The following is a 17,999-nucleotide window of genomic DNA, read 5'->3' on the forward strand; positions in this document are numbered from 1 at the left end:
TGTTAATTTTGTTTCTTATTCAATGAAAGTATGTTCACAAACAGCTTGAAAGCACCTGGAACACCCGCTGGTAATTCCCTAAAAAAACTCAGTCCTGTATACACATAATAGCCCTGACCATATGGAGCAATCAATAAGCTTCCAGGTAAAAATTCCTCCCCGGGATCTTTAAAAGCAACCACCGTTTCAAATTCACCGCCGTAATCCCCCGGAAAATATAAGCCTCGCTCCTGCACCCAACCCTCAAAATCTTTTAAGGTTATGGCGTTTGGCTCGTTCAAGACTTTATGTTGTGGTTTTAAGATACGAACCGGAGAATTTTCATCCGTAACCCGGACCCGCGACAATTCTAATTTGAAAGGTGAAAAATTTTGCGTTTTAAGTCCTCGATTGGTATTGTATTGCAGCACCAGTGTACCGCCTTCATGTGCATATTGAAGCAAGTCCGGCATCACCGCTCCAATGTCTTCAATGGTATTCAAAGCCCGAATTCCCAGAACGATAGCATCAAACTCTGCCAGATCTTCGTGAGGTATAGAGCTAGTTGTAAGTATTTTACTCTGAATGCCGATTTCCGCCAGAAACCGGGGAATCTCATCTCCAGCGCCCTGCAAATAACCAATTTGCCGGACTCCGGAATTCACCTGAAGACTGACGACGGTAGTTTCAGCCGGTTGGAGAACGGTTTGCAGGGGGATATGCTCATAATCAATAAGGGTCATGGTACGATCATAGCTTTTCCCAGACTTGGTACGCACCACTGCCTGCACCGTCTCTCGTAGATCCTGATCCGGACCGGAAATTTCAAAGGAGTAATTGGCCAATGGTTCCCCTTCCAAGATATAATAAGCCGGTGTGCACGAAAAACCGACCGGCATAGACAACGTCAGCGTATCACCCTTTTGACGATCTGCGTGATGTGCATATACCTGAACACCCAGTGTTTTTGTGGCACCCTTTTGTAAAAACAAGATAGGGTTCTGCATCGTCAAAGTATACGCTGGAATAATTTCCACAGGCCGGTATATTTCTCCTCGATCTGGTCGTCCGATTACATTGACGACATCGCGGTTCAACACAATTTCCTGCCCACCTATTTCCAATTCAAAACGAGCCTTCAGATACCGGGGCGTTTCCGGCAGTCCAATCCGCTGCTCATCCGAGACATGATACAACCCCAGCGTATGAGGATAATTGAGCCAGTATGGATTTGTAAAGGGTGCATCCGCAGGAATCACAAATTCCATGTTCCCTGAATGGCCGATGTTTTTCTCGAGTGAAACATTGACAGGATATGCAACATCAAGAGGAAGTATTTCAATATTTTTGATTTTCATCGGTGTGGAAGATCGGTTGATCACCTCCCATTCGGCTGATACCTGCTCTCCGGGAATAAGATGGTTTTCAGAACTACGTACCTGTAGAAAAAGTCCAGAACAAGCTTGCAGAAGTTCCTCGCATTCCTGGAGTTTAGCTATTTTGAATGCGTTCTCAGGCATGGCTTGAATCAACTCATACAGCTTCATCAGTTGAAGTGTCACCGTCGAAGGATCTTCAAAATCGAAATCGGCCATTATTTTATCGTAAACCTGTTGTACCTCAGCGCCGCCGGGAACCCGGGACCAGCTGGTGTTTATGCCAGAAAACGGGTCATCGCCAGATGGTTTATCCCCTTTCAAAAACTCCAGATACTCTTTTTCTGTTCCCCTGGCTCCCACCCTGCCAAAACCCTGACAACGGTGTTGGCTTCTCGAAAGCGCCGAAATTTCATTGTTGGATTTTCCAAGAAGTGGGTAATAAACCCCCACATCAACTGAGGTCATCCCTGATTTATCCGCTTCTTCAAACTTTTCCTGACTACCATAAAACCACCAGGAGGTATTAAAGTAAAGCCGTCGAGGCTGCCACGGTTCCACCCACTTTAATTGGTCCGGGAAAACCGAAGGATCCCCTGCAAGATCAAAAGCATCGTAACTCAAGATTGCAGACCCCGTGTGATGCCCATGGGTGGTACCTGATGTACGATGATCAAATCTGTTTACGATAATATCCGGTCGAACTTTCCGTATTGCCCAGACTACATCATGAAGAACTTTTTCTTTGTTCCAAATATCAAAGGTTTCTTCCGGATTCTTGGAATATCCAAAGTCTACCGCACGTGTAAACATTTGAGTCCCGCCATCCACATCGCGGGCAGCGAGCAATTCTTCTGTCCGGATCACCCCGAGTAAAGGACCGATCTCCGGACCGATCAGGTTTTGGCCACCATCACCCCGGGTCAACGAAAGATAAGTGGTCTCATAATGTTTTTCATTGCTAAAAAAGGAAATCAAGCTTGTATTCTCATCATCCGGGTGTGCAGCTATATAAAGTACATTGGCTAAAGTACCCAGTTTTTCAAGCTTCTGGTATATTTCAGAAGAAGTCAGTTCCGGTGATTTTTGTGTAAACCCCAAAACAGGAAGTAACAATAAGATCAATAATGATCCAAGGTAACGAGACATAGCATTAATTTTATATTAGAAGGTGGAAGATAGAAAAATAAGCATTCGTTTAATAATGATGTGATAAATTTATCCCCGGGATAGAAACCGTCACAGCCGGATAGCGGCTGTACGGTTCAAGAAGGTGGGAAAACCAAATAAGGTTTCTGCATTCATCATTCTGTCAAAGCTTTTGAGGCTTACACTCATATTATTTTATATTTGCGAAAACAACAGGATAAGATAAATCATGTCAAAATACATCGTTTACAAGTTTGGGGGAGCATCTGTAAAAGATGCGGATGGTATCCACAATGTAGCAGATATCATCGAAGCTCAGAACAGTTCCAAATTAGTGGTTGTCATCTCTGCCATGGGTAAGACAACCAATACGCTCGAGGACGTCGTACGATATGCCCTTGACGACAAACCACAGGCTGAACAAGTCCTGGATCTGCTCAAACAATCCAGTGCTAAAGTTATTGAGGAACTCGAACTGGAGCAAGATCAGTATATCCACCAATTGGAAAAGGTTTTTGCTTCCGTGCGCGATTTTATACGACAGCTGGATACAGAAACAGCTACGTATGATTTCACCTATGACCAGATCGTATCGTGTGGAGAGCTCATTTCGACGCTGATCGTGGCTGCCTATCTGACACAAAAACGAAACATCAATCTTCACTGGCAGGATGCCAGACAAATTATCCGAACCAACAGCACCCATCGCGAAGGGCGAGTTAACTGGAATGAGACATCGTGGTTGTTTCAAAAAACGGTTATTCCGGCCTTTGACCAGCATAATATAGTTATCACGCAAGGATTTATCGCTTCTGATGACCACCAGCATGCTGTCACCTTGGGACGCGAAGGATCCGACTATACCGCTGCAATTTGTTCCTATTGCCTGGAAGCAGAATACATGGCCATTTGGAAAGATGTTCCCGGTGTGCTGACCGCCGATCCCAGGCTATTTGAGAATGTTTCATTGATCGATCGGCTGTCCTACCTGGAGGCGATCGAAATGACTTATTATGGCGCCAAGGTCATTCACCCCAAAACGATCAAACCCCTTCAGAATAAAAACATTCCGCTTAAAGTCAAATCTTTCATAAACCCCGAGGGGGCGGGCACCTTGATTTCAGGCGCATCAGAATTGCAATACCCGCCTGTGGTGGTTGTTGAAAAAAACCAACGGCTACTTTCTATAAGTACTCGCGATCTTTCCTTTGTGGCCGAACATCATTTGAGTAGGTTGTTCACGCTTTTTGATAAACACCGGATCCGGGTCAATCTCATGCGCAATACAGCCATTTCATTTACCGTGTGCATCACTGATAATCCCAACCGGATTACTCGTTTTCTGGAAGAAATCAAAGAAGAGTTTGACCTAGAGGATGAACGCAACCTGGAATTGATTACTATCCGGCATTACCAAAATCCCATCGTCGATGAGATGAAAAATGGGAAAGTGGTTCTTTTTGAAGAACGGATCCCGAAAACCGTCCAGCTGGTGCTCAAGGAGGTACCTGTCCTAAAAAGAAAAGCATAGAGTTGAAGAGCTTGGGAGCTTCGCTTTGGTTGTTGGACAGTAGAGATTTTACTATTCTTTAGTGGTATTATCGTTTGTAGTTGGGTTCTTGAGTGTGCGAGCAGTTCTCGAATTTACGGAGTGGCATAGCTCTGCTCAGCCTTGACAAACGATAGTGGATTTGTTTGTGGTTTAGTTCTTGCAAGGAGGGGAGTGCTCATGAACTGAGTCTTTCATCTTTCAGATTTCCTGCTTTCTTACTTTGAGCTTTTAGTTTGTGACTTTGACAGCCTCCAGGTTCCAGCTTTATTATGGTATTGAAAATGGTCTCCATTGAATTCTTTTGATAAACCGGGGCTTGAATTGATGTTCAATCCAATACTGAACATAAAACCGCTGTTGGCTGCAATACGTAAACCAGTCATCAAAATTATTGCATCCAGATAATCGGTACGCATTATTTTTCGGAACAAAGAGATACACAGACTGGGAAGGCTCATCATTGATTCTTATTTCAGCCAGGGGTTGCACCTGAATTACCATGCCTTGTTCAATATCTTTCGCAAACAACATATACCGGGTCGAATCGCGCCACAGCGCTTGCTGATATATCACACGACCAGTATGCAAAGGACCACCCAAAAAATTTTTCTGAAACAATGATTCGACAGATTGCCAGGTTTGGCCTGAGAAATCAAACTGCTGGTATTCAACAGTCCCGGCCACATTTTCCACAAAAAAATAATGACTCGAGGAGTCAGCAGCCTTCGGATTGGGCAATGAAAATATCTCCGTTTTTCTCACAGTATTCTTCATGGCCATCTCCTCTGTCACAGATACTGCATCTGTTAACGAATTGTCAGGGTCAGTATTACAAGACGTTAAACACAGCAAAATGATCAAACTTAAAGGATAAAAACCGTTTTTCATAAATAAGAATGTGATATACTCGATACAATATTATTAAATTTTATCTTTGTATCGGTAAATAATGGTCAGAATGAAACAATTGGTAATTTTAATGCTGCTGATGGGATGGATTACCGTCTCCTGTGTCTCCTCAAAAAAGCACGAGGCCTTGCAACGCAGATACCAGTCCACAGACCGTCGTCTGGCAGAATTGAAAAAAACCAATGAGTTCCAGGCAGAGACCATAACTGAACTCCGGCAACGCATTCAGATCCTGGAAGATTTACGTAAAGAGCTCACGACGACCAAAGAAAAGTTTGCAGCATTGCAGGGAAGTCACGACCAACTCAGACAAGCTTACGACAACGCACTGGAAGAAAAAGATAAGCTTATTACAACGTATTCCGAAGATATGGCAGCGTTTTCCAGAGAATTAGCGAATAAGGAAAAAAGCCTTGAACAACAACGCTCCCGTCTGGACAGCCTGTCCAGGGATATTGACCGCCGGGAAGCAACCCTTCTTCAGCTCAAAGAACAATCACGTCAGCAACAGATACGAATGGATACCCTTCAGTCCACGATCACTCAAGCATTGAACAACTTTTCAGGCAGTGAGCTCTCCGTACGGGAAGAGGGCGGCAAAATATATGTTTCGCTCAGCCAGGAATTACTCTTTGGCAAAGGAAGCAATGTCATTGACAATAAGGGCCGGCGGGCGTTGATACAACTGGCTGGTGTCCTCCGGGATCAGACCAATGTCAATATTAATGTAGAAGGTCATACTGATTCGGACGGTACTCCCTTTCGCAACTGGCAACTGAGTGTAGAACGTGCGACTGCTGTCGTTCAGATACTTACCGCGAACGGACTGAATCCCGAACGGATCATTGCTTCCGGCCGCGCGTTTTACGATCCGGTAGCACCCAACGATACAGAAGAAAATAAAAAATTGAATAGAAGAACAGAAATCATTCTGGAACCTAATTTGGAGATTTTATACGAACTTTTTAACAGCGAACGAAGTTAGTAGTATAGCTTCTTTGGTTTATGCCAGACCTTCGACGAATTCCTTTTGATCTCATCCGGAATTCCGGGTTGGGATGGTAATCTTTCCCACTGGCATAAACCATTTTTTTTTTACACCATGGAATTGCATAAGTTTCTAATGAAATACTGGATCTTCGCTTCGATATCATTCTTCCTACTAACATCAAATTGTCAATCTATCAAAAACCTCAATGCCATTCCGGAATCTGATCGATTACTGAGCTATAAGCGGACACCATGTTTTGGTTGGTGCCCGACCTATGAGGTTACCGTTTTAAAAGATGGTACCAGTTATTTTTCAGGTCTGGCTTATGTTCCTTACCTGGATACAGTCCAATTTGATCTGTCTCCCGAAGCCTTTCGAAAAATTAATGCCATCCTCCGTCACCCGGATTATCTCAATCTTACTCTGGATGAACCGGAGGAATATGTTACTGACATTCCCGGTCTAAATTTTCAGGATTATAAAAATCACCGGCAATATGAACTTGACGTGATTATTCCAGATGCGATAAAGCTCATCGTGGAAAGAATCGACCGAGATCTCGAAAAACATAAACTCATTTACCACAAGGAACACTACCCTATGATCCGGCAAGAAATCCTGATCGAATTAAAACCAAATAAGGATCCTTATTCTCTGGATGGTCCGGACACCTATTATCAACTTTCTTACCAGGATCACGTAGGGGCTCATATTCACAAATATGAATTATTCTGTGCCCAAGATAAGATTTCCCGGGCCCTGAAAGCTATAAAGGAACGAAGCGGTGTCCGGGAAGCACAGATCAATCATATCCTGGAAAGAAGATAATCGGTCCAGTTCCAGACGAAACACACCACGTTTGTTATCCGGACAACAACAACCAGGGCACTATCTTTAGGTCAACATATTCCGGGGTCAGCGGAGATTAGCTTTGGGAGTATGGTTTGGTTTCTCATTCCATGAAGAGCTGTTCGATTAACACCACTTCTTTCAATGATTATACAATTAATTATGTAAATTTATTCCAAATTGAACGAAAGTCAAACCATAGATCCACTAAAGTCAATTTAGTATCAATATGCGTCAAATTCTTACAACAACATGCATTTTTTTGCTTGCGACTGCGTTGTATTCTCAAACGATCTCCGTCGGAGCAGCAGTTAAGGACATCACGCCGGATCCTATTCTGCCGGTTTCAGGTGGCGTGGGTACTCCGCAGCGTGCACACATACGGAAAGGAAACCTCACCGTAAGAGCTATGGTAATTGTTCGTGATACGACCAGAGTAGCTATTGTTGGCATCGACAATCTTGGGTGGCCGGCCCGCTTAGGGGATGAATCACGGAAATTAATTCCTGATATTCCTCCCAAAAACATTCTCATTGGCGCTACACATACACACAGCGCGCCGGATGCATATGGTTTTCCCGATAAAAATGGAGAATCGACTGTAAATAGGGAATATCTAGCGTACTGCATCCAACAAATAGCGGCTGCTGTAAACGAAGCTCTTGAGAATGCCCGGCCTGCCACGCTGAAAATTGCAGTCGGAGAAGCAAAAGGAAAGATAGCTTACAATTACTACGCACCTCAGTTATATGATCCCCGATGTGGTGTTATTCAGGCGATATCCAGTGAAAGTAATCTGGTCATCGGAACCCTAGTAAACTATGCTATTCACCCCGAAGTCATAGGTCCGGGTCAGAACATACTATCGCCCGATCTTTGTGGGCCGTTGTATGAACGGATTGAAAAAAAAGTTGGAGGCGTAGCCATATTTATGAATGGTGCACAAGGAGGCATGGTCACTGCTGATAACCGCAGACCTGGTGGCAATGAGTCCAATACCTGGAAAGAATGCCAGCGCATCGGCCATTTACTGGCAGATGAAGCACTGCGAATTGTAGAACCTGCAACTCCTGATCAACAACCTGCTTTGAGCATCACATCCCATACGACTCGGTTTCCGGTAACATCTCCGTTGATGAGACAGTTGATGGATGCCGCATCCTATGGTATTCGTATAGGCACGGAGTATTATGTCGAAACTGAGATTGCACGGATAGATATAGGTGCAGCGCAGATCCTAACGATTCCCGGGGAGGCATTACCCAATATTGGGTATTATTTAAAGCGCAAAATGAATACGGATTTTCCATTTCTTTTCGGACTGACCAATGATGCTTACGGTTATATATTGACCAAAGAGGATTATGACAGTTTTAAGCGATATGAGTATGTGACCAATACTAGTCTGGGGGAACAAACCGGAGATATTCTCATTAACACCTGTATTGATTTACTTCACAACCAAAATCCATAAATATAAAGCCATAAATCGTGAAACTCCACCGTTTTTATCTCATCCTATTTTCGATACTGGTATCCACCCTTTGTCTCAGCTGTCATTCCGGCAAAAATCTATCAGGAACAGCCTATTATAATTATGATCAGACCGCTCCACTCAATCTGACGACTCGATCCACCAGTATTCTGGGAGATACCTTTTACGAAATTGAATTTACAAGTACGCATCATGAAGCGGTGACCGGAATCCTGTCATATCCCGATGTTGTCGGTCCACCGCTTCCCGTCATTATCCTCGTCCACGGCCTCGGAGATCACAAGAATGTAGACTACATAGCTGGAGGGGAAGCTATCCTGAGAGAGGCAGGCTATGCTGTCCTTCGAATAGACTTGTATAATCATGGTGCACGGAAAGAGGCTGACTTTGATTTTTCCTTTGACGGATCCACCCGCTATCGCAGTCGGGAAGTGATTACGCAAAGTGTGTTTGATTTACGACGAGCCCTTGATTTTATCGAAACCAGGCCAGAACTTGATCCGCATAGAATTGGGTATTATGGAATCAGCCTGGGCGGTATCATAGGAACCATATTTGCCGGCGTAGATGAGCGGGTAAAAGTGCCGGTGATTACACTGGCTGGAGGGCGGCTCAACTTAATGTATGGCATTCATGCACTGACCAAAGAAAATAAAAATTATCTGAGTACCATTGATCCGATCCATTTTGTCAAACAAATCGCTCCACGTCCTCTTCTTATGATTAATGCTGAACAAGATGAAGTCATCCCACCAGCAACTTCTAAATTTTTATATAAAAAAGCCGGTCAGCCAAAAGATATAATATGGTACCCGGCTACTCACCGCACTATTCCGATAGAAGAAGCCTATAAAGCAGGATTAAACTGGTTCAGACAACATCTATGACCATCTGATTCAGAACCAGCGGATTCTCCGGTTTACTAATAAAATCTCCTGGAGAAAGATTGCATTAAATACCATTCAGATCCATGAAAACTAATTAATTTCGAAATGTTATTCGATTCTTTTCGGTTAAGAACACCCCCCTGAATGAGGGATGATATCCGTCAAATTTTGCTCATAAACAATTGATCGTGTATTATTTGCATCCAAAACAAAGCTGCTGTAGTGCATAGTTCAGGTCAAATCCATCAATTCATTTTATATAAAATATACAATCTGTTTTCTATTGTCGACAGAGTCGGTATATTTATATCGCCCTTGGAGAAATGGGACAAATTTCCCTCTACTATTCCTGACGGCCATAATGAAACAATCGTATGTCATTCGAAATCATATTAGTATTTGGTTTGTTGGCTTTGGCGTTTTTCTTATTCACGACCGAATACATCTCCTTTGATATATCTGCACTCATCATTCTGGTGCTGTTGATGTCTACGGGAGTTTTGGATTTGAAAGAGGGATTGGCAGGTTTTAGTCATCCGGCCACGCTAACGGTCACATTTATGTTTATACTTAGTGAAGGCATACGTAGTACAGGGGTGCTTGGAGTCGTTGGTGATTACTTCACGCGCAAAATTCAAAAAAACTTTTGGTCGGGTCTCTTTCAGATGCTGCTGTTTGTAAGCTTTGCGTCGGCGTTTATCAACAATACCGCCGTGGTAGTCATCTTCATCCCCATCGTAATCGGTATTGCCAGCAAGATCAATGTCAGTCCATCCAAACTTCTGATGCCGCTGTCCTTCGCCGGAATTTTAGGTGGGATATGTACCTTAATAGGAACCTCTACCAATATTCTGGTCAGTTCGATCGTCCAGGACCAGGGGATGGAACGCTTATCTATGTTTGAGTTTAGTCCCATGGGCGTCATTTTATGGGGTGTTGGATTGATCTATATGATCACCGTGGGGATTCAATGGATTCCGTCACGGCGTAAAAATGAAGAATTGACGAGCGGATATAACATCCAGAATTACCTGACAGATGTTATTATAGAGCCGGGTAGCAATCTGATCAATGAGGTTTTTGACCAGGAAATTCTGACCAATCGACTGGACCTGGATGTGCTGCGAATATTCAAAGACGACATTGATTCATCGGCACAGAGAACCAAAGTACTCATCGAACCCGGTGACATACTTCGGATCAGAGGCAGTGCCAACGAAATAAAGAAATTGATCAACCGGGATGATATTTCCTTAAAACCATCCAACAAATGGCGGGATTATGACCTCAAACGGGGTCGGGACACCCTGGTCGAAGCAGTAGTGGCCCCGGATTCCCCTTTGGTCGGGCGTAGCTTAAGCAACATCAATTTTACAGATCGCAGCAAAGCGATTCCATTGGCCATCAGACACGATGGGGAAACCGAGCGGGAAAACCTTCAAAATATTAACCTCAATGCCGGCGATGTCATTCTGCTCATCATGAGTCGGGAACAACTGGCCGAAGTAGATGCGGATCCTTCGTTCGTTGTCGTGTCAGAAGTGGGAATAAGCCCCAATCGGAAAAACAAAACATGGATTGTTCTGCTGACTTTACTGGGGGTGGTCATCACAGCAGCGCTCAACATCTTTCCTATTGTGGTCAGTGCAATTATCGGCGTCATCGTTCTCATTCTCACGAACAGCGTCACCGCCGAAGAAGCTTTTAACTCTGTCAACTGGAAAGTAATTGTATTACTCGCAGGGGTCATCCCGCTTGGCACAGCCATGGACAAATCTGGTGCTGCACAGTTCATCGCAGAAAAAGTAGTTTTCATTCTGGATGATTTTGGACCAAGAGCGGTATTGTCCGGATTGTTTTTGCTGACGATGGGCATCACTGCTCTCATGTCCAACAATGCCTCCGCAGCCCTACTGATTCCGATTGCATTGAAGACCGCAGAACATCTCCATGTTAACCCATACCCATTTATTTTTGCGGTCACCTACGCTGCCTCGCTGAGTTTTATTACCCCATTTGGCTATCAGACCAATACACTAATCTATGGAATCGGCAAATACAAATTCACAGATTTCACTAAAATAGGTGCCCCCTTAAATATTATTTTCTGGATCTTAGCCACCCTGCTAATCCCATTATTTTGGCCTTTTTAAACAATCTCAAGAGCTTTACGTCCGCTTCGTAAAAATCGTCGTGGAACGAGATACCATTGCCAATCACCTTGGGTGCCTCAAAATGTTCTTCGATTCTTTTCGTCAAAACTTTTGGTATGGAGGCTGCACCTTCGTTTTATCCCCGGTCATGTTTGACTGCCTTCAGAATCTCATATGATCTTATCAAATGCAAATGGTATGGTACGATCAGACTAATTGCAAAAAGCGTGGAACAATCCCATCAAATTTCGTCCACTTTGCCGGAGTAACTCAGGGGTTAATTCCATCGCTTCATCAAGAGTCATTGGACGGTTTACGATCGAGAACAACGCCGTAATTCCATACGGATATAGTTGGTCACTTCCCGGACCCAACGTTCCCGCGAGGCAGATCACGGGTTTATTGTACTTCTGCGCCAGCTTACCCACGCCAGAAACTACCTTGCCATATATAGTCTGACGATCTACCTTACCTTCGCCGGTGATGATGAGGTCGGCCTTTTGAATGTGCCCTTCCAGACTGATTAAATCTTTGATTAGTTCAAAACCGGAAGCAAGTTCTACTGAAGGGAATGCCAAAAATCCGGCACCTAAGCCCCCCGCTGCTCCTGAACCTGGTATTTCAATAATGGAATGTCCCGCTGCCTTTTCAAGAAGTTGCCCCCAGTGTTCAAGACTGGCTTCCAGCAGTGATAGCTGCTCGGGATGTGCTCCTTTTTGTGTGGCATAAATTTGAGTTGCACCCTGAGTCCCCAACAAAGGATTGGTTACATCACAGGCGATTTGAAAATGAGCGTCTTGCAGACGATCATCCAGTGTGGTAAGATCGACCGAGGTCAGATGAATCAGATTGCCTCCACCCTTTATACTTCTTTGTGTATGGGTCGGATCGGGGACGAATGTAGCTCCGAGAGCTTCCAGCATACCAGCACCACCATCGTTGGTAGCACTCCCCCCTATCCCTATGATAAATTGTCGGCACCCTCTGTCCAGGGCATCCAATATAAGTTCACCAGTTCCATAAGTAGTAGCAATCATCGGATTGGCTTCATCCGTCCCGATCAATTCCAATCCGGATGCCGCTGCCATTTCGATCACCGCGGTCCGGCTTTCCTCAATCATACCATAAGATGCTTCTATAGGACGCATGAAGGGATCATGAACGATGGCATTACAATAGCTGCCATCCATGGACTCGATCACAGCTTCCACCGTTCCCTCGCCACCATCCGCCAAAGGGAGATTTGTCAGGCTTGCTGTGAAGCCGCTTTCCAAAATACCGTCCTTCAGATGTGTACAAATCTGAGGAGCCCGTAGACTTCCTTTGAATGAATCTGGTGCAAGTAAGATATGGATATCCTTACTCATTGGTCCAGTAGTCTACTACGACTGCTTTTTCCAGATGCGGTTTGAGAACATCAACAAATGCTTTATGCTCCGGATGGGGCAAGTATATGGCTCGATCATCTTCGCTTTCAAACGTAACTAAAAAGCAATGGGTGAGTCCGTCATTGAGGCCTTCCGGGCTGTTGTTAATCCCCCATTCATAATCTTTGATTTGCGGTATCTTTCCAGGTAAAGCAGAAAAAGCTTCTTCTACTTTTCGGATATCGGCCGGTGTGGCGTCTTCTTTAAAACCAAATAAAACGACGTGTCGTAATTTTTTGTCTTGACTGGCTTGCTCTGGATTGTTTGATTTACTCACGAGTAATTTTTGAGACGAATTTTGAGCTTGGGTAGTCGTACTGAAGAATCCTCCGGAGAGCATAAAAAATACGATCAGGCTTAATAGGGACTTTATCATTGATAAATATATTTTATAAAGTGGTTCGACGTATGGAAGAAATATCACATCGCCTAAAATATAAAATATATTTTTAAAAAGATTGAGATCCCAAACCAATTGGTTCAAAAAGAAGAAATAATAGATTTGGCAGTTCCAGACGGACCGCCAAATCTAAATATATATTTTCTTTTATTGGTGAAACGCATCATTATGTACTAATGGTGCTCCGCAAGAAGGACAGGTTCCCTGAGCATTTCCACCTCCACCGCAGCCTGCACTGCAAATGTAGTGCGTAGTTCCCCCTGATCCTCCCTGAGGTGATGCGGAAGGTACTGCACCCGGCGTATTGAACACACTGGGGTATTTCTGTCCCGAGGGCTGACTTCCTGCGCCGGCTGCTCCTGGAGCACCCTGATTGGCATGAAATGCATCATTGTGGGACATAGCAGCACCGCAGGAAGGACAAGGGCCTTGTGCCGCTCCGCCACCACCACATCCTGCGCTGCAGACATAATGAAAAGAGGCATTTCCGGTGACTGCCGGCGCAGCTGTACCGGAACCGGATTCCTGACCGAGTGGTGTAATTTTTGATGAAAAAGAACCTTCATCATCCGTAATGATCTGAGGTCCCGGGTCATTGGCACCCTGGTTAGCGCCATGGAATGCTGTATTATGAACCAATTCTTCCCCGCAAACCGGACATGGTCCGGCGGCATCAGCACCACTGCCTTCACAATTATTCACACAGATATAATGAAAATCTGAATTACCAGAAACTGTTGTAGCATTGTTTGGTTGATCGCCCATCGGATTACTTTCTGGAGCACTGAGGGTCGTTGACGTATTCGATGACGTGTTTCTTTCGGCTTCTCCACCATCGCGACAAGCAAAAATGCCCATGGAGATCACTGCAATGAGTGCTACTAAACGAGCAGGAACAAAATTATGACGTAACTTAAAATTCATAGAGTAAAACTTTCTGGTTTCAATTAATTAATTTGTCTAATTCAACGGCAATTTTGTGATCTTGTTTTGTCAAAATGATTTTATTCCGGGAAAGTCATCTGGTTCTTCCTGATGTCAGGGGTAAATCTGTCGCTCATCGGTAGCATGATCTTCAAAATTGACATCTTCACACGTCAGATTTCCCGCAATGCCCCCCAGGTAACAAATCGTATTGCAATCTTGATCCACAATTTCGCTGGTCAGGTCTGCTCCACAATTTTCAGGATGAATTACAAATACTTTTTCACCGTTGAACTGATATTCCAAGACACGACTTACCGAGGGACAATCCTCTTTTTCCAGTTGATCAATTTTATCTTTCACACAATCGGGCACTACATGCTCTGGATCATCTTTATCGCACCGGATCGCAAACATGATAAAAGTCAAAATACCGCTAAATAAAATGATTTTCATAAGAACTCACATTGAAATTATAGCATAAAATAAGTTTGGCCGACCTTGCATCTCGAAAAGCACTGGATCTGATTTACAAAAAACAAAGTTCTAATTTTCAAAACGAAACCCCGAACCAATTTGTCCAGACCTGTGTGTTAAAATACTACTTTCTTTAGAGCAAGGGAGATACCAACCGGGCCACCCGCTCGAGGAGGTGGATGTGTCTGGGCCGACTTTTCCATTCCTGCAAATCTATCTCACTCGCATGTTTCACGTCATCAAAAAAGATTTGTCGCATACGTGCAGCGTCCTCTTCATCGTAGATAATAGCATTCACCTCAAAATTCAGATCGAAACTACGAATATCCATATTCGCCGTGCCGATCATCACGATCTCACCATCAACCACCATGGTTTTAGAGTGCACAAAACCTTTTTTATACCGATGAATGTGTACACCCGCTTCCAGCAACTCCAGATAATAGGATTGCGCTGCTGAATTAACCACGATGCTGTCCCCCACAGCTGGAATCATAATATGCACATTCACGCCACTTTTAGCTGATATCACCAATAAGTCCATCAAGCTTTCCCCCGGGATAAAATACGGCGTAGTAATTAATATTTCAGATTTTGCCAGCATGACTCCCTGTAGTATCGAATACAATATTGCCGGAGAATCAGAATCAGGTCCGCTGGCCACAATCTGCATGTAGCGGTCTTCCGGGTGTTTGATATCGGTAAAATCAGGAAAATAATCTTTCGTGGGTCCTAGACTATCCTCAGCACAAAAGTTCCAATCTCCCATAAACAAATACTGCAGGTGATGAACCACGGGGCCGGACATATAAAGGTGCATATCTCGCCAATAAGCCGGTTCATTATCCCCCTTGTAGTTGATGTAATCATCGCTGACATTGATCCCGCCCACAAAAGCCTCCCGACCATCCACTACTATAATCTTCCGGTGGTTCCTGTAGTTGATGCGATTGGCCAGAAAAATTAATTTGATTTTATAAAAGGGAACTGCATGAACCCCGGCTTCCCGAAGTTCTCCAACCAACTGACGCCTGATCTTCCGGCTGCCAAAATCATCGTACACAAATCGGACGATCACCCCTTCTTGGGCTTTCCGTTTGAGTACTTCTGCGATTTCACGGCCGATCCGGTCCGGCTCGTAAATGTAATACTCCATATGAATATGATCCTGAGCCGATTCCAGTACTTCAATCACTTTGGGAAATTTTTCCTCGCCGTTGACTAATATTTTGGTCGAGTTATTCCTGGTGATGGGACTGAGTTCTTCATGCAGGACCAGTTTAGCCAAAGCTTTATTTTCTCTGAGCACTTCATTCCCCGTTTCCATGATTCGTTGGGACGACTTCAAGATCTCCTTTCTCAACCATTGATCAAGATCGACATCCTTCACCAGTTTTTTACTGTATATCTTCCGGTTGCGATAATTGACCCCGATTGAAAAATACAAGATAATACCGACGATGGGAAGGAAAACAACCAGCAGAAGATAGCTCATGGTTTTGGTTGCGCTGCGGGTATCATAAAGTATTCGGATACAAACGAAAATAAGAACAGCGATATAGACGATTTCTCCGAGTAAAAACCAATTCATTCTTGCAATATATAGAAAAGAATGAACTTTAAATGACATAAATATGTTTATTGAGCACCGTGTCAAAACAATACAATGAAAAATACTATGAAAATTTTCACCTATTTATTGACTGTTCTCTTTTTGTGTGGCTTTATGATGCCATCCATGGCTCAGAGTGGCACAGATGATTTCCCGACCGATGATGTACAGATCAAATTGGCCATCAAATCAGCTCCGTCTGACAAAGCGGAAGGAGCTAAAGTATTGGGTTATAATAAAAAGGGGGAAATCGTGGTTCTCCGCCAAGGGACCAATGATCTGGTTTGCCTGGCCGATGACCCATTCAAAAAGGACATTCACACGGCTTGTTATTTCAAGGAATTGGAACCTTTTATGGCGAGAGGACGGGAACTTAAGGCAGAAGGTGTCAGCACCAAAGAAATGAGAAAAATCAGGGGGGAAGAAGCTGCATCGGGGAAGTTACAACTCCCTGAAAAACCGGCAACGCTTTTTGTTTTTGATGCCGATGAAGAAGCCGTTGACCTATCCACGGGCGATGTGGCAGAAAGCCGGATCAGATCCGTCATATACGTTCCATATCTGACTGGTGAAGAAAGTGGCTTGCCGACCAAACCGGTCGGAGGCGGATTACCTTGGTTAATGGATGCAGGGACGCATAGAGCCCATATTATGATTACGCCGGCGAAATAGATAATAAGTCAAGAATTTCTTTTCTACTTTGCCTTGACGCAAAGTAGAGCAAAAGTCAAGAAAAAACGAACGCTCACCCGCTATGCCGCACCCGCACCCACCCGTTTTTTCCAGGCAGCCCACCACAAGCGTCGAGCTCACGTTGATCTTGGGGACGAGGCAGCCCACCCTGAGCAGAGGTGCTCTAATACACTGGTTCATAATTTCACTATCCCTTAACGAATTTCCAATAAAACACTGATATAAGGATAATGGCTTTAATTCACATCCGGGTATCTTGGTAGTTTCTTCTGAATTTGATTGGCACCAAAATATCACAACTACAAATAACAGCCAGACAATATTCATAACTCTTTTTCCAATCGGTAATACACCAAAATAGGATTATCACCTTCTTTCACATCCAACCCTTTAAAACGTTCAGTACCTTTTTCATTCCGCTTTAGGTAGTCAATAACGTTTAATGGTTCAGCTGCAATCACAAAATAATCATCTGTAAAACCGACAAAAATACCCGATATAAAATCACTGTTCCCAATGTTCTCCGAGCTCAGCGATGTCCCAGATGTCTTCGAATAGATACAAAATTCCTCTTTATCTTTGAATAAATAGGAAAACCCTAAAAACAAATCAGTTTCATGCAGCCTATCCAAATAGGTTTTGCGTTTACCATCCTGCCAAAGTTTGGCAATCTTCCTATTATCATCCGATTGTAACTCCTGCTCTGTAAGATTATACTTTCCGAAGTCTACTTTGTACTTAACCTGAAGTCGATCTTGTTCATCGAGGGTATAAAGATTATTCTCAAATATTCCTGCAAAAAGAACATGCTCATAAGAACCTGAACTAACTGGATCGAACGTAGACACGCTTTCAAAGCTAATGCTATAGGGAATATATTTATTCTGGATCTGCTGAAAATCTTTATCTAAAAGTACATAAAGAGCAGTTGTATCATTTTCCGGATAGTTTTTGTAATTTGCTTGTACAAGCCATTTATTGTTAGAAAGTTTATTGAAATGGTGGTAGAGCCTATGCAGAATTTTGTGTATGAATCATAGGGAATCAATAGTTTCAAAAATGATTTATTTTATTCGATCTTCAAAATAAATGTACAATTGGTTATAAATTTTATTCCAGCCACTTC

The 17,999-nt window shown here is 43.6% G+C and carries 15 protein-coding genes; 7 read left to right on the forward strand and 8 right to left on the reverse strand.

From position 1 onward, the window contains the following. Positions 1 to 2: 2 nt before the first annotated feature. Positions 3 to 2,504 carry a PIG-L family deacetylase gene (locus KUV50_RS05925; RefSeq protein WP_222579174.1) on the reverse strand — a complete coding sequence of 834 codons (2,502 nt, stop codon included), beginning with the start codon at positions 2,502 to 2,504 and terminating at the stop codon, positions 3 to 5. 229 nt (positions 2,505 to 2,733) lie between these two features. Here KUV50_RS05925 and KUV50_RS05930 point away from each other — a divergent pair, with 229 nt between their 5' ends. Further along, positions 2,734 to 4,035 carry an aspartate kinase gene (locus KUV50_RS05930; RefSeq protein ID WP_222579175.1) on the forward strand — a complete coding sequence of 434 codons (1,302 nt, stop codon included), beginning with the start codon at positions 2,734 to 2,736 and terminating at the stop codon, positions 4,033 to 4,035. A 288-nt stretch (positions 4,036 to 4,323) separates the two neighbouring features. On the opposite strand, the gene KUV50_RS05935 is transcribed toward KUV50_RS05930, so the two are convergent. Further along, positions 4,324 to 4,830 (reverse strand): hypothetical protein, encoded by a 507-nt coding sequence (locus tag KUV50_RS05935; RefSeq protein WP_222579176.1) that lies wholly within the window; start codon positions 4,828 to 4,830, stop codon positions 4,324 to 4,326. Between the two features lie 184 nt (positions 4,831 to 5,014). Between KUV50_RS05935 and KUV50_RS05940 the strand changes: the two genes are divergently transcribed. From KUV50_RS05940 to KUV50_RS05960, 5 genes are all read left to right on the forward strand, one after another. Then, entirely contained in the window at positions 5,015 to 5,950 is a 936-nt protein-coding gene (locus KUV50_RS05940) for an OmpA family protein (protein WP_222579177.1), read from the forward strand. 138 nt (positions 5,951 to 6,088) lie between these two features. After that, positions 6,089 to 6,784 carry a DUF6438 domain-containing protein gene (locus tag KUV50_RS05945; protein ID WP_222579178.1) on the forward strand — a complete coding sequence of 232 codons (696 nt, stop codon included), beginning with the start codon at positions 6,089 to 6,091 and terminating at the stop codon, positions 6,782 to 6,784. Between the two features lie 250 nt (positions 6,785 to 7,034). Further along, the gene (locus KUV50_RS05950) at positions 7,035 to 8,279 is read left to right on the forward strand and encodes a hypothetical protein (RefSeq protein ID WP_222579179.1); all 1,245 of its coding nucleotides are present in this window, start codon (positions 7,035 to 7,037) and stop codon (positions 8,277 to 8,279) included. A gap of 17 nt (positions 8,280 to 8,296) precedes the next feature. Continuing rightward, positions 8,297 to 9,187 (forward strand): alpha/beta hydrolase, encoded by an 891-nt coding sequence (locus KUV50_RS05955; protein WP_222579180.1) that lies wholly within the window; start codon positions 8,297 to 8,299, stop codon positions 9,185 to 9,187. Positions 9,188 to 9,561: 374 nt separating this feature from the next. After that, on the forward strand, positions 9,562 to 11,340 hold the full coding sequence (locus tag KUV50_RS05960; RefSeq protein WP_222579181.1) for an SLC13 family permease: 1,779 nt from the start codon (positions 9,562 to 9,564) through the stop codon (positions 11,338 to 11,340). Between the two features lie 212 nt (positions 11,341 to 11,552). Here KUV50_RS05960 and KUV50_RS05965 read toward each other — a convergent pair whose 3' ends face one another. From KUV50_RS05965 to cls, 5 genes are all read right to left on the reverse strand, one after another. Continuing rightward, the gene (locus tag KUV50_RS05965; protein ID WP_222579182.1) at positions 11,553 to 12,707 is read right to left on the reverse strand and encodes a glycerate kinase; all 1,155 of its coding nucleotides are present in this window, start codon (positions 12,705 to 12,707) and stop codon (positions 11,553 to 11,555) included. Beyond that, entirely contained in the window at positions 12,700 to 13,143 is a 444-nt protein-coding gene (locus KUV50_RS05970) for a Dabb family protein (RefSeq protein ID WP_261395012.1), read from the reverse strand. The genes KUV50_RS05965 and KUV50_RS05970 overlap by 8 nt, the downstream gene beginning before the upstream one ends. A gap of 171 nt (positions 13,144 to 13,314) precedes the next feature. Then, entirely contained in the window at positions 13,315 to 14,091 is a 777-nt protein-coding gene (locus tag KUV50_RS05975; protein ID WP_222579183.1) for a hypothetical protein, read from the reverse strand. 114 nt (positions 14,092 to 14,205) lie between these two features. Further along, positions 14,206 to 14,547: a DUF6970 domain-containing protein gene (locus tag KUV50_RS05980; protein WP_222579184.1), complete on the reverse strand. Its 342-nt coding sequence runs from the start codon at positions 14,545 to 14,547 to the stop codon at positions 14,206 to 14,208. A 154-nt stretch (positions 14,548 to 14,701) separates the two neighbouring features. After that, positions 14,702 to 16,159: a cardiolipin synthase gene (gene cls / locus KUV50_RS05985; RefSeq protein WP_222579185.1), complete on the reverse strand. Its 1,458-nt coding sequence runs from the start codon at positions 16,157 to 16,159 to the stop codon at positions 14,702 to 14,704. Positions 16,160 to 16,234: 75 nt separating this feature from the next. Here cls and KUV50_RS05990 point away from each other — a divergent pair, with 75 nt between their 5' ends. After that, positions 16,235 to 16,852 carry a hypothetical protein gene (locus KUV50_RS05990; RefSeq protein ID WP_222579186.1) on the forward strand — a complete coding sequence of 206 codons (618 nt, stop codon included), beginning with the start codon at positions 16,235 to 16,237 and terminating at the stop codon, positions 16,850 to 16,852. Positions 16,853 to 17,196: 344 nt separating this feature from the next. Here the strand turns inward: KUV50_RS05990 and KUV50_RS05995 are convergent, their stop codons facing one another. Then, the gene (locus tag KUV50_RS05995) at positions 17,197 to 17,721 is read right to left on the reverse strand and encodes a hypothetical protein (RefSeq protein WP_222579187.1); all 525 of its coding nucleotides are present in this window, start codon (positions 17,719 to 17,721) and stop codon (positions 17,197 to 17,199) included. Positions 17,722 to 17,999: the final 278 nt, after the last annotated feature.

Origin of the sequence: Membranihabitans marinus, from assembly GCF_019802045.1 — a bacterium.
GTDB classification, from domain to species: Bacteria; Bacteroidota; Bacteroidia; order Chitinophagales; family Saprospiraceae; genus Membranihabitans; species Membranihabitans marinus_A.